Here is a 12130-nt window from a genome sequence, read left to right as displayed (position 1 = left end):
GGCGTAAGCGTTTGCAACTTACCGCATACCGTTCGATCGTGACGGATCGGAAACGCTTTATCCGCGTTCGATTGCGCTATGGGCCGGGAACTTGCTGGTCCACAAGACAACATCCACGGGAGTTGATACCTATGAAGAAGTTCCTGATCCCCGCCCTCGCCCTGACCGCCGGTCTCGCAGCCTGCAGCAACAACGCACAGGACCAGAGCGCACAGGCCGCCAACGCGATCGCCGCCGATGCGAGCGCCACCACTACCAACGCCGTCGACGACGTCAGCGCCGCCAGCGATCGCGCACTCGGTTCGGCCGAGCGCTCGCTCGACAACGCCGGCGCCAAGATCGACAACTCGACTGACCATCTCGACGTCAAGGCCGACCGTGCAGGCGACCGGATCGAAGCCGGTGCGGACCGCGCAGGCGCATCGATCGCCAACGGTGCCGACCGCGCCGCCGACGCAACCGGCAACGCACTGACCCGCGCCGGCAACGCGATCAAGGACTAAGCTTTGCCAAGGCGCCCCCCCTCCTCCGTCACCCCGGCGAATGCCGGGATCTTCCGGTTCTGGTCGCGACGACCTTTACGTAAAGATGCCCGCTTTCGTTGGCATGGCGGTGTGATGGTGGGGGCGCTGTTCGCTACTTCAGCGCTTGCGGCGTGCTCGCCCGCGAGCGAACCCGGCGCGGTCACCGCCGACGAAGCGCACCAGTTGAACGAAGCCGCCGCAATGCTCGATGCGAACAGCGTCGACCTGAACGCCGTGGCTACCGCTCCAAGCGATGCCGCGCCCGATACCGAAACACTCTCGAATCAAAGCGATCAGACCCGATGACCCTTCGCCGCCTCGGCTCGACCGATCTGAAGATCGCCCCCCTCGTCCTCGGCGGCAACGTTTTTGGTTGGACCGCCGACCGCGCGGCCAGCTTTGCCGTACTCGATGCGTTCGTTGCCGGTGGCGGGACGATGATCGATACCGCAGACGCTTATTCCGCATGGGTCGACGGTCACACGGGTGGCGAATCCGAGAGCATGATCGGCGAGTGGTTGAAGGTCAGCGGCAAGCGCGACGACGTGCTGATCGCGACCAAGGTCGGCATGCTTCCCGGAGAAGGCGGCGAGAAGCTCGCCCCGGCTCGCATCGCCGCCGCTGCGGACGCGTCGCTGAAGCGTCTCGGCACCGACCGCATCGACCTCTATTACGCACACCAGGACGACGACTCGGTCTCGCAGGACGCCGTGCTCGAAGCGTTCGGCAAGCTCGTCGACGCCGGCAAGGTCCGCGTCATCGGGGCGTCCAACTTCCACGCCGCACGCCTGAAGTCCGCGGTCGAGGCCGCGAAGACGTCGGACCTACCGCGCTATCACGTGCTCCAGCCCGAATATAACCTCGTCAGCCGCACCAAATTCGAGGGCGAATTGCAGGATTACTGCGTCACCGAGAACATCGGGGTGCTGCCCTATTACGGGCTCGCTTCGGGGTTCCTGACCGGCAAATACCGTAGCAAGGACGACCTAGGCCAGAGCGTCCGTGGCGGCAGGATGGGCGAACTGCTCGACGGCAAGGGCAAGGCCGTTCTCGACGCGATGGATTCGGTAGTCGAAGCCACCGGTGCGACGCACGCTCAAGTCGCGCTGGCATGGCTGATTGCTCAAGCCGGCGTCACGGCGTCGATCGCCAGCGCCACGAGCGTCAAGCAGATCGAGGACCTCCTGCCGGCAATGACCCTCGAACTGTCGAAGGACCAGATCGACGCCCTGACCGACGCGGGCGCCTGACCTAGTCGCCGGCGAACGTCAGTGCGGACGTCCTGCGTTCGCGCTCGTTGATCAGCAGCGCCCGCCCCGCTGGAGCGACCGAGCGCTGCGGGCAATCGTTGCGGAAACACGCGCGACAGCCAAGCCCGATCGGCATAGCCCGCCCCGCCAGATCGATCCCGCTCGCCGCCGCCAGCACGCCCGCCTGCGCCGCCGCGACGCCAAGCCCGATCGCGAACTCGGCATGCACCGCCCCGAACCGACTACCCTGAGGCGTCACTGTCCGCGCCATAGTGAGCCACCGCGCACCATCTTCCAGCTCGACCAGCTGCACCATCAGGCTGCCCGGCCGGTCGAACGCATGATGCAACCGCCACAACGGACAACGCCCGTCTGCCTCGACCAGCGCTGCGCCGCTCGCACCGGGATAGCGCTTCGAGGCTTGCCCCGCGCGATCGATCCGGATCATGAAGAACGGCAGGCCCCGCGCGCCGACTCGCTGTAACGTCGTCAGCCGGTGCGCGACCTGTTCGAACCCCGCGCCGAACCGCCGTTGCAACAGCTCGATGTCGTACCCGGTCGTTTCGCAGGCACGGAGGAAGCGGGCGTAGGGCATCATCAGCGCTGCGGCGAAATACCCTAGCAGGTGGCGGCGATACAGCCGTTCCGCCGCGCGGTCGATAAAGCCGGCGCCCTTGGCCAGCGCGTCGATCTCCGCCTTCGCCTCGATCTGGCCGAGCTGAAACGCGACGGCGAACGTCCGCGAGGCGGGGTCGAGCATCTCGCTGAGCTGCAACTGGCGCGCATGCAGGTCGAGCCGACGCAACATGTCCGGGAGCACGTCGGCGGGCAGGACGCGGATGGTGAGGCCGTGTCGTGACCGCAACCGCTCTGCGATCGCGCCGTACAGGTCGCCCGCACCGAGCCGCAGTTCGTCCGCCAGTGCTTCGGCAGCGGCGTCGAGATCGGCAAAATGATTGCGCCAGCGCTCGATCTCGCGGCGGACCAGCGTGACCGGATCGTCGCCCGCCTCGACCACCGCGCCGCCGCCGATCCGGTCGAACACGCGCGCGAACGCCGCCGCGCCGCCGGGGGCGCTCGCCAGCCACTCCTCTACTTCGTTACGGTCTATCTCGAGATCGGCGAACATCGGGTCCGCCAGCCGCCGCCGGATCGCATCCGCGCCGCCGCCGGGCTCGGCCGCGGAGAGCGATCGCGGATCGAAATCGAAGCTCTCCGCGAGCTTGATCAGCAACGTCGCGGAAATCGGCCGTTGGTTGCGCTCGACGAGATTGAGATAGCTGGGGCTGATCGCGAGCATGTCGGCCATCGCCGCCTGGGTAAGCCCCGCGCTGCGCCGCAAGCGCCGGATCGCGTGCCCCGCCAGCAATTTCCGTTCCGCCATTGCAGATCCTCCTGTCACGATGTTTACAGATCGACAGCCAATGCACAAGGCTGGCCGACACCGCGACGCTGGCACCGTGCGATGGGACATTCCAACTCACCCGCATCGGCCGCTATTACCGTTGCATCGCCTCTCTCGGTACGCAATCGTTGTAAAGAGAGAGACAAGCTCGCCATTCACGGAGGCACGCCATGCAGACCACGACCGAACAACCCCGCGCCCGCGCCGTCTTCTCGACCAACGACTTCGCATTGATGAAGGAAGTGCTCGGCGAGATGATCAGCAAGACCTCCATCGACGATGAGCGGCTGACGCGGATGAGTGCGTTGTACCACCGTCTCGGCCGGCTCGGTTAAACCCGTTCAAGAGTTTCCTGGGGAGGAAAGGTACCCGCCGATGGCTCGTCCATCGGCGGGTATTCCTTATTAAGATGACGGTGAACCCGTCGTAGCTCGTCATCCTGACGAAAGTCAGGATGACGGAGCGGGGGTGCCGGGTACGTCCGCCTACCAGAGCACCGTCGACCTCACGCCCGACTATGCATATCGCGCGGCGAAATGCCGGCCCCTTTCCAACCCCGCCCTCTCGTGTAGGACCGCGGGATGGCCAAGACACTGACCGCTCGCATCAAGGACGACATCGTCCTGTACGGCGCCCTCGCCGCCAATCTCGGGATCGGCGTGGCGAAATTCATCGCCGCCGGGCTGACCGGATCGTCCTCGATGCTGACCGAAGGTTTCCACTCGGTGGTCGACAGCGGCAATCAGGTCCTGCTGCTCTACGGCCAGCGCAAGGCCAAGCGTCCCGCCGACGAGGCGCACCCGTTCGGCTATGGTCGCGAGCTGTATTTCTGGGCCTTCGTCGTCGCGATCCTGATCTTTGCGATCGGCGCCGGCGTGTCGATCTTCGAAGGCTGGCGGCATATCCAGGACCCCGAACCATTGACGAGCCCGACGATCAACTATGTCGTGCTCGCGATCTCGTTCGCGCTCGAGGGCAGCAGCTGGACGATCGCGGTGCGTGAATTCTCGAGGACCAAGGGCGATATGGGCTGGTGGTCGGCGATCCACCGGTCGAAGGATCCGGCGGGCTTCATCGTGCTGTTCGAGGATTCCGCGGCGCTCGCGGGGCTCGTCATCGCCGGGATCGGCATCTGGGCCAGCCACGCGTTCAACGATCCGCGGATCGACGGCGCCGCGTCGATCGCGATCGGGCTGATCCTCGCATTGGTCGCGGTGCTGCTCGCGCGCGAATCGAAGGGCCTGCTGATCGGCGAGCGCGCCGACCCGGCGGTGATCGCCACGATCCGCGGCATCGTTGCCGCGCACCCCGCGATCGTCTCGGTCAACCATGTCCGCACGATCCACACCGCACCCGACAGCATCTTCGCGGCGATCAGCGCCGATTTCGACGATGCGGTGACGATGGGTGAAGGCGAGACCATGATCGAGGCGATGGAGACCCAATTGCGCGCAGCCGTTCCGACGCTGTCGTCAATCTATATCCGACCCGAAAAACGCGAGAACGCGACCTTGGCCGCCGTTTCTAAGACCGCGCCAGCGGAAGCCAAAACTACCATGCCACGCTGATCCAAATCAGACGTATCTCGCTGGCAACGCTGATACTTCGGCGATAGCATCGGCGCATGAGACACATGTTCCGCCTGATCGCCCTGTTCTGCCTGTGCGTCGGGTACGCGCTTCCCGCGCAGGCCGCCGTCACGATCACGTTCTGGAGCCACGAACTCGGCAACAGCTTTCCGCATACGTTCTTCACCTTGCGCGGCATACCCGATGGCGGCGGCGCGGCGGTCGATGCGAATGCCGGCTTCACCGCGAAATCGGTGTCGCCTGCATTGTTGATGGGCCCCGTTGCGGGGAAGCTCGATATCGCCAGGCCGACCTATATCGCCGGCAGCGACGCCCAGTTCTCGGTAGTGATGACCGACGCGCAATATTTCGACGTGTTGCGGCTGGTCGAGGCGTGGAGCGAAGGCAAGCCCGACAGCGTGTACCGTCTCGGCGACCATAATTGCGTACACTTCGTCAAGGAAGCGGCGCGGCTGGTAGGCCTGTCGGCGTTGGAACAGCCGAAACTGATGAAGAAGCCACGCTCGTATCTGAAGGCCGTGATGGCGGGAAACGGTGGCCGCGTTACCCCGGTTGGGATGCGGGGCGCAGCCTATCTGGCAAGCCTGCGCCCGATCGGATCGCCTGGCGTAGCGGGGCCCGCCGGGACCGTGCCCGAGATAGCAACGGCAACCGCTCCCTGACGCTGGCCGCCACCCGCTAAGTCGCGGGTACGAGTTCGACCACGTCGAGCAGCGATTCGAACTTGGGATACGGCAGCACCACGCGCCAGCGCTTTGCGGCGATCCGCTCGATCAGCCCGGCCATGTCGCGGTTCGCGTCGCGGCCATAGCGCAACGGTCGCGTCTCGTCGCCGAGCTCCATCGTCCCCAGGAAGATCGCTCGCGCGTCGGTGTCGGCAAAGACCGTGCCGACCGGGCGCTGCGATCCGTCGAGCTTGACGAGGCTGACCACGCGCTCGTCGTCGCCTTCGTCGCTCGCACCGATCCGGCACGCGAACCACCCAGAGATCGTGAAGGTCGGCCCGATGCCCGCGCGCGCGCCGAGCTTGTACGTGCGGCAACGATACGCACCCGCGGGCGGCAGCGGATCGACCAGCGATCGGTCCGGGTCGAAGAGCACCCGATCGCGCGCGACCTCCTGCCGATCAACCTGCGCCAGCGCATCGACCCACGCCGTACGCCAACCGCGCAGCCGGGCGCGATCCGCGGGGGTGGCCACCCGGCGCCAATCCAGGCTGGACTGCGCCCGATCGGCGCTCGCGCTCCCGGCACCGACGACGGTCGATCCGCAAGCCATCACCATCATGCACGCAGTTCCGACCCAGGTTCGCATCGTCTCATGTCCCGTTGGCATACCCGGAGTTATGCGCGTATCGCCTTGAACGGCAATGGTTTTCACGACCCGAGCGCCCTGGCTGCTCATGCCGCGGTCCATCCGCCATCCATCGACAGGTTCGCGCCGGTGATCGCCTTTGCCTCGTCCCGGCACAGGAACAGCGCGAACGCCGCGACCTGTTCGGGCGTGACGAATTCCTTGGTCGGTTGCGCCGCCAGCAGCACGTCGTTCATGACCTGGTCGCGCGTCATCCCGCGTGCCGCCATCGTGTCGGGAATCTGGTTCTCGACCAGCGGCGTCCAGACATAGCCTGGCGAGATGCAGTTGACCGTGATCCCGTCGGTCGCGGTCTCCAGCGCGATCGTCTTGGTCAGGCCGGCGATCGCGTGCTTGGCCATGACGTAGGCGGACTTGTTCGGGCTCGCGACCAGCGAATGCGCCGACGCGGTCGAGATGATCCGCCCCCAGCCCTTCGCGCGCATGTGCGGCACCGCGGCACGCATCATGTGCCACGCAGACGACAGGTTGATCGCGATGATCGCGTCGAACTTGTCGACGGGGAAGTCGGCGATCCCCGCGACATGCTGGATACCCGCGTTGTTGACGACGATGTCGACGCTGCCGGTCTCGGCCGCCGCGCGCGCGACCATCGCGGCGATCTGGTCGGGCTTGGTCATGTCGGCCGGATCGTACAGCGCCGCCGCCCCGCTGACATCCGCCAACGCCGCCCGCTCTCGCTCGATCGCGTCGGCATCGCCGAAGCCGTTGAGCATCACCGCCGCGCCTTCGGCCGCGAACGCCTTGGCGTAGGCGAGCCCGATACCCGACGTCGATCCGGTGATGATCGCGGTCTTGCCCTTCAGGAACATGCGCACTCCCTCGCGTATCTCGTTCGGCCGATACAATGACCTTGCAACCCTAGCGCCACCTTGCGCATTTCGTTCCCAATCAGAAACGAAAAGGGGCATATCATGCGGCTCGACGACTACGATCCGAACATCAACGTCGAGGACCAGCGCGGCTCGGGCGGCGGAGGCGGCGGCTTCGGCGGCGGCGGAGGCCTACTGATGGGGCTGTTGCCGATGATCGGCAGCCGCTTCGGATGCGGTGGGATCGTCGTCGTGCTGATCCTGATGGCGGTGTTCGGCGGCATGGGCGGCCTCGGCGGGCTGCTCGGCGGCGGACAGTCCTCGGCGCCGACGACGCAAGGCGGATCGCCGCGTGCCGGCACCGATACGGCATCGAGCTGCAACCTGACGCCTGAGAGCAAGGCGGCGTGCAACGCGTTCAGCTCGGCCGACAACACCTGGGAGGCGATCTTCCAGAAGAACGGCCAGCGATTCGAAGCACCCAAGCTGGTGTTCTTTGACGGCAACGGCCGTTCGGGCTGTGGCGCAGCGCAGTCGGCGATGGGGCCGTTCTATTGCCCGACCGACCAGGGCATCTACCTCGACACGAGCTTCTTCAACGAGCTGTCGACTCGCTTCAAGGCAGAGGGCGACTTCGCGCAGGATTACGTGATCGCGCACGAGTTCGGCCATCATATCCAGAAGCTGCTCGGCACCAACGCGCAGGTCCAGCAGGCGCAGCGGCAGGCGAGCGAGACCGAGGGCAACGCGCTGTCGGTTCGGCTGGAGCTCCAGGCGGATTGCTATGCCGGCGTGTGGGCGGCGGCGAACAAGTCGCGGCTCGAGGCGGGCGATATCCAGGAGGGGATGACCGCCGCGCAGGCGATCGGCGACGATACGCTGCAGAAGGAAACGCAGGGTCGCGTCGTACCGGACAGCTTCACCCACGGGACGTCGGCACAGCGCCAGTCGTGGCTGAAGCGCGGTCTGGACAGCGGCGATCCGCAGCAGTGCGACACGTTCTCGGGTTCGATCTGAGCTGATTGCGTTCGGTTACCCTGTTCCCCCGCGAAAGCGGGGGGCCAGGAACCACGAACGAGCGCTGCTTGATCCTGGGCTCCCGCCTTCGCGGGAGAACAGTCTAGACAGCGCTACACATCAGGCGACCGTCACGCCCTTCCAGAACGCGTACCGGCCTTCGATCTCGGCCGCGGCGGACTTGGGGTCGGGATAATACCAGACCGCGTCGACGTTCCGCTTTCCGTCGACGACCAGCGTCTTGTAGCTCGCGACACCCTTCCACGGGCAGTTCGAGTGCGTAGGGCTGTCCTCCAGCAACGACGGATCGATGCTGTCCGCGGGAAAATAATGATTGCCCTCGACGACGACGGTATCGTTCGATCGCGCAATCTCGTGGCCATTCCATGTAGCGACAGGCATATCAGTCTCCTTTAGGCGCGCCCCAGCCCCGCCGCCTCATACGCCTCGGGCTTGAACCCGACCAGCAGCGTCTTGCCGGTGTCTAACACGGGCCGCTTGATCATGGACGGCTGCGCAAGCATCAACGCCACGGCCTTGTCCGCGTCGAGATCGGCGCGCTCCGCCTCGGGTAGCTTCCGGAAAGTCGTGCCGGCACGGTTCAGCACCGTCTCCCAGCCCACCTGATCGATCCAGTCGCCCAGATGCGCCGCATCGATTCCTGCACTCTTGTAGTCGTGGAACACATAAGCGACGCCGTGCGCGTCCAGCCACGTCCGCGCCTTCTTGATCGTGTCGCAATTCTTGATGCCGAACATCGTGATCGTCAAAATGGCCTCCTGTGTCGTCGCGTCCGCCGAGCAGTCTACCCCGCCCTGCCCGCGTAGATCATGCGTGCGTCGCGCTTGAACGCCGCGCCGCTATCCTCGCGGCTGTAGAACATGTGCCCGCCGGGATAGACGTTGAGCTTCACGCGCTCTGCCGCGCCGAAGCTCGGCATCTGGTCGACGATCAGCCGCGAGGCGAAGAACGGGCAGGACAGGTCGTCCCAGCCGTGGACGATCATCACCGCCATCTTCGGATCGTTGGCGATCGCTTTCCGCAGGTCGGTGACCGGCGTGTCGTCGGGCTTGCCGCGATCCCACGCCTCGTTCACCGCATAGGATAGCGCGTGATAGCGCGCGTCGGTCTTCCACCCGACGACACGCGTGACGAAATCGACCATCGCGCTGGTCGTCGGTGCGATCAGCGCGTCGAGAATCGGGTCGTTCGACTGGCGCTGCGCGGACCAGGGAAACGGATCGAACGCGGTCACGTTCGAATCATAGACGCTGCCGATGGTCCCGTCCGCGCGGTGGATCTCGCGCAGGAACGTCGCGGAATCGACTCGCCCGCCCATCCGCTGCACCAGCGCCGGATCAAGTCCGGTCAGGCGGCTGACATTGGCGACGAGCCGCGAAACCGCCTGCGGATCGGTCCGTCCTCGCAGCAGATCGGTCGCGAACGCCCCTCGCGTGTACGCCTCGACGTCGACCATGGCCGCGGGAGTAAGCTGATGCTGTTGCTCGAGATGCGCCGCCGCCATCGACGGTAGGTCGATCATCCACGGCAACGGCGAGAGCGCAGTCGCGCCGTCGCCGGAGGCGGGGTCGAGGTAGGGCGAGACCATGACGATCCCGTTGACCCCGACGCCGATCTGCGACTGAAGCTCGTACGCGATCCGCGGCGCGCGGTAGCCGCCATAACTTTCGCCCATCACGTATTTCGGCGAGCGCAACCGCCCGGCCTTCACGAGCCAGTCGTAGACGACCTTGGACAGATATTTGATGTCGGGGTCGTTGGCGTAGAACGCCTTCTTCGTCTTCTCCTCGTCGACCAGGCTGCGGCTGAACCCCGTGCCGACCGGGTCGATGAAGACCAAATCAGTGAAGTCGAGCCAGCTGTTCGGGTTGTCGGTGGTGATCGGCGCGTCGGAGGGCGCGTTGCCTTGCGCGCCGAACTGGACGCGCTTGGGCCCGACCGCGCCGAGGTTGAGATACACCGACGACGCACCGGGACCGCCGTTGAAGGCGAAGGTGACGGGCCGGTTGGTGGCGCCGTCTCCCTTGCCGGAACCGGTCGCGACATAAGATGTGTAGACGACCTGGCCGATCTCCTTGCCCTTGTCGTCGCGTACCGGGATCGTGCCGATGGTGGCGTCGTACGCGATGCTCCGGCCGCCGATCGTCGCCGACTGGCGTACCGTCTTGTCCGCGGGCAGCGGCGGGAACCTGACCTCGTCGTCGACCTTCTTCTCGACCGTCGAGGTTTCTTTCTTGTCCTGTGCCGCGATCGGCGTGGCGAGCAAGCTGGTTGCGGCCAGCGCGATGACGAGGCGCGCGATCACTTGGCCGCCCCGCCGCCAGCAGCGATCCAGGCGTCGATCTTGCGTTCGAGCACCGGCATCGGCAGCGATCCGGTGTCGAGCACCTGAGCATGGAAATGGCGTGGATCGAACTTCGCGCCGAGCGCCGCCTGAGCCTTCGCCTTGGTCCGCGCGATCGTCAGCTGGCCGATCTTGTAGGCGAGTGCCTGGCCCGGAATCGCGATGTAGCGCTCGACCTCGGCGGTCGCGTCGGTCCGCGCCATCGGCGAATTCGCGAGCATGTAGGCGATCGCCTGATCGCGGGTCCAACCCTTGGCGTGGATGCCGCTGTCGACGACCAGTCGCATCGCGCGCAGCATCTCGTCGTTCAGCCCGCCCATCCGCTGATACGGATCGGTTTCCATGCCGAGCTCCTTCCACAGGCTCTCCGCGTAGAGCGCCCAGCCCTCAACATAGGCGGTGTTGCCGCCGAACCGCATGAAGGCGGGCAGCGCGGTATTCTCCTGCGCGAGGCTGATCTGAAAATGATGCCCCGGCACGCCCTCGTGGAGGAACAGCGTCTCCATCTCCCACATGTAGCGCGAGGGCAGATCGTAGCTGTTGTAATAGAACACGCCCGGACGCGATCCGTCCGGCGTGCCACCCTCGTACGAGCCGCCCGCCGCGGTCTTCTCCTTGAATGCCGGGACCGGCCGGATTTCCAGCGCGGTCTTGGGCGTCAGTGAGAATTGCTCGGGAATCCGCTGATAGATGCGCTTCTCGATCGCCTGATAGCCATTGCGCAACTGGGCGACCGAACGCGGCTGGAACTGCGGATCGGTGCGCAGGAACGTGAAGAACGCAGGCAGGTCGCCGTTGAACCCGACCGCCTGCTTCTGCGCCTCCATCCCCTTCAAAATCCGCGTGACCTCCGAAAGGCCGAGCCGGTGAACTTCCTCGGCGGTCATCGGCAAGGTCGTGCGCTGCTGGATCAGATAGGTGTAATAGGCGTCGCCGCCGGGCAGCGCGGACAGGCCCACCGTGTCGCGCGCGACCGGCAGATACGTGTTGGCGAGGAAGTCGCGCATCCGCCGGTGCGCGGGCGTGATGACGTCGCGGATCTGCGCCGCATACGCTGCCTTCAACCGCGTCTGATCTGCCGCCGGGATCGTCGCGGGGAAGGTCTTCACCGGGCCGTAGAACGTCGAACCCTCGACGCCTTCCGCGATCAGATTGTCGAACTCATGGATCATGTTGGTCACGACCAGCTTGGGCTGGACGATCCTGTCCTTCATCCCCTGCTGGAATAGAACGATCGCACGGTCGAGCACCGCCGCATATTGCGCGTTGCGCTTCAGGTTGTTCTCATAGTCGGCGAGCGTCTTGAACGGTGCCGCGCCCTTCCCTGACGCGAAGTCCGGATAGAAGGTCTGGAACCCCTGGAAATGGTCGATTGGCAGGTCGCGCTGGACCTTGAGGATGGCGGGCGCGTAGCCGGCGAGGTCGGTCTCGTTGCGCGTCTTGAACACGTCATACGCGATCTGATCGGTCGCGGTCAGCTTCGTCCGGTCGATCGTCTTGAGCGCGGCAAGGTCATGCTCGATCGCCGCGCGCTCGGCCGCCAGATAGGCATCGGTCAGATAGTCGCCGAGCCGGTCTGCGTAGCGCAGGTCGCCACGGAAGATCGCCTCGACCGGATTGCGCTTCAGGCTTGCTTCGTCGCTGTCGTAGAACAACCGCTTGAGACGGGCATCGTCCGCGCTTTCACCGGGTAGCGCGACCGGCGGGGGCAATGCCTGCGCCGTCGCGGCGGCGGCGAGCGTGGTGGACAACAGGGCAGCGATCACCAATTTAACCGACAACAGGCGTTCCTTC

14 protein-coding genes are annotated in these 12130 nt (G+C 65.6%); 7 read left to right on the top strand and 7 right to left on the bottom strand.

The features are described from left to right. Positions 1–131 precede the first annotated feature (131 nt). From U1707_RS16390 to U1707_RS16380, 3 genes are all read left to right on the top strand, one after another. Entirely contained in the window at positions 132–503 is a 372-nt protein-coding gene (locus U1707_RS16390; RefSeq protein ID WP_332801132.1) for a hypothetical protein, read from the top strand. 114 nt (positions 504–617) lie between these two features. Next, positions 618–830 carry a hypothetical protein gene (locus U1707_RS16385; protein WP_332801131.1) on the top strand — a complete coding sequence of 71 codons (213 nt, stop codon included), beginning with the start codon at positions 618–620 and terminating at the stop codon, positions 828–830. Further along, the gene (locus tag U1707_RS16380; RefSeq protein ID WP_332801130.1) at positions 827–1774 is read left to right on the top strand and encodes an aldo/keto reductase; all 948 of its coding nucleotides are present in this window, start codon (positions 827–829) and stop codon (positions 1772–1774) included. The genes U1707_RS16385 and U1707_RS16380 overlap by 4 nt, the downstream gene beginning before the upstream one ends. Position 1775: 1 nt before the next feature. On the opposite strand, the gene U1707_RS16375 is transcribed toward U1707_RS16380, so the two are convergent. After that, entirely contained in the window at positions 1776–3158 is a 1383-nt protein-coding gene (locus U1707_RS16375; RefSeq protein WP_332801129.1) for a helix-turn-helix domain-containing protein, read from the bottom strand. A 191-nt stretch (positions 3159–3349) separates the two neighbouring features. Here U1707_RS16375 and U1707_RS16370 point away from each other — a divergent pair, with 191 nt between their 5' ends. The 3 genes from U1707_RS16370 (at position 3350) to U1707_RS16360 (ending at position 5430) form a co-directional block, all read left to right on the top strand. After that, entirely contained in the window at positions 3350–3514 is a 165-nt protein-coding gene (locus U1707_RS16370; RefSeq protein WP_164913371.1) for a hypothetical protein, read from the top strand. 246 nt (positions 3515–3760) lie between these two features. Further along, on the top strand, positions 3761–4747 hold the full coding sequence (locus U1707_RS16365; RefSeq protein WP_332801128.1) for a cation diffusion facilitator family transporter: 987 nt from the start codon (positions 3761–3763) through the stop codon (positions 4745–4747). Positions 4748–4803: 56 nt separating this feature from the next. Then, complete coding sequence (locus tag U1707_RS16360) at positions 4804–5430, top strand: hypothetical protein (RefSeq protein ID WP_332801127.1); 627 nt, start codon at positions 4804–4806, stop codon at positions 5428–5430. A 16-nt stretch (positions 5431–5446) separates the two neighbouring features. Here the strand turns inward: U1707_RS16360 and U1707_RS16355 are convergent, their stop codons facing one another. After that, positions 5447–6055, bottom strand: coding sequence for a DUF4893 domain-containing protein (locus U1707_RS16355; RefSeq protein ID WP_332801126.1), 609 nt, complete (start codon positions 6053–6055; stop codon positions 5447–5449). A 113-nt stretch (positions 6056–6168) separates the two neighbouring features. After that, the gene (locus U1707_RS16350) at positions 6169–6954 is read right to left on the bottom strand and encodes a 3-hydroxybutyrate dehydrogenase (RefSeq protein ID WP_332801125.1); all 786 of its coding nucleotides are present in this window, start codon (positions 6952–6954) and stop codon (positions 6169–6171) included. A 102-nt stretch (positions 6955–7056) separates the two neighbouring features. Here U1707_RS16350 and ypfJ point away from each other — a divergent pair, with 102 nt between their 5' ends. Next, on the top strand, positions 7057–7971 hold the full coding sequence (gene ypfJ, locus U1707_RS16345; RefSeq protein ID WP_332801124.1) for a KPN_02809 family neutral zinc metallopeptidase: 915 nt from the start codon (positions 7057–7059) through the stop codon (positions 7969–7971). A 120-nt stretch (positions 7972–8091) separates the two neighbouring features. Here the strand turns inward: ypfJ and U1707_RS16340 are convergent, their stop codons facing one another. Genes U1707_RS16340 through U1707_RS16325 form a run of 4 tightly spaced genes read right to left on the bottom strand, consistent with a single transcriptional unit; the run spans position 8092 to position 12117 of the window. Then, positions 8092–8373, bottom strand: coding sequence for a DUF427 domain-containing protein (locus U1707_RS16340; RefSeq protein ID WP_332801123.1), 282 nt, complete (start codon positions 8371–8373; stop codon positions 8092–8094). A gap of 11 nt (positions 8374–8384) precedes the next feature. Next, complete coding sequence (locus tag U1707_RS16335; RefSeq protein ID WP_332801122.1) at positions 8385–8741, bottom strand: ArsC family reductase; 357 nt, start codon at positions 8739–8741, stop codon at positions 8385–8387. A 35-nt stretch (positions 8742–8776) separates the two neighbouring features. After that, entirely contained in the window at positions 8777–10297 is a 1521-nt protein-coding gene (locus tag U1707_RS16330) for a S10 family peptidase (protein WP_332801121.1), read from the bottom strand. Then, complete coding sequence (locus U1707_RS16325) at positions 10294–12117, bottom strand: DUF885 domain-containing protein (protein WP_332801120.1); 1824 nt, start codon at positions 12115–12117, stop codon at positions 10294–10296. Before U1707_RS16325 ends, U1707_RS16330 begins: the two co-directional genes overlap by 4 nt. Positions 12118–12130 lie beyond the last annotated feature (13 nt).

Source organism: Sphingomonas sandaracina (genome assembly GCF_036663695.1).
In the GTDB taxonomy this organism is placed as follows: domain Bacteria; phylum Pseudomonadota; class Alphaproteobacteria; order Sphingomonadales; family Sphingomonadaceae; genus Sphingomonas.
This window is presented reverse-complemented; position numbering and strand designations above follow the sequence as displayed.

Bases quoted from the DNA above. Each gene is read 5' to 3' on its own strand.
- U1707_RS16390 (WP_332801132.1), top strand. From the start codon at position 132: ATGAAGAAGTTCCTGATCCCCGCCCTCGCCCTGACCGCCGGTCTCGCA.
- U1707_RS16385 (WP_332801131.1), top strand. From the start codon at position 618: ATGGTGGGGGCGCTGTTCGCTACTTCAGCGCTTGCGGCGTGCTCGCCC.
- U1707_RS16380 (WP_332801130.1), top strand. From the start codon at position 827: ATGACCCTTCGCCGCCTCGGCTCGACCGATCTGAAGATCGCCCCCCTC.
- U1707_RS16375 (WP_332801129.1), bottom strand. From the start codon at position 3,158: ATGGCGGAACGGAAATTGCTGGCGGGGCACGCGATCCGGCGCTTGCGG.
- U1707_RS16370 (WP_164913371.1), top strand. From the start codon at position 3,350: ATGCAGACCACGACCGAACAACCCCGCGCCCGCGCCGTCTTCTCGACC.
- U1707_RS16365 (WP_332801128.1), top strand. From the start codon at position 3,761: ATGGCCAAGACACTGACCGCTCGCATCAAGGACGACATCGTCCTGTAC.
- U1707_RS16360 (WP_332801127.1), top strand. From the start codon at position 4,804: ATGAGACACATGTTCCGCCTGATCGCCCTGTTCTGCCTGTGCGTCGGG.
- U1707_RS16355 (WP_332801126.1), bottom strand. From the start codon at position 6,055: ATGATGGTGATGGCTTGCGGATCGACCGTCGTCGGTGCCGGGAGCGCG.
- U1707_RS16350 (WP_332801125.1), bottom strand. From the start codon at position 6,954: ATGTTCCTGAAGGGCAAGACCGCGATCATCACCGGATCGACGTCGGGT.
- ypfJ (WP_332801124.1), top strand. From the start codon at position 7,057: ATGCGGCTCGACGACTACGATCCGAACATCAACGTCGAGGACCAGCGC.
- U1707_RS16340 (WP_332801123.1), bottom strand. From the start codon at position 8,373: ATGCCTGTCGCTACATGGAATGGCCACGAGATTGCGCGATCGAACGAT.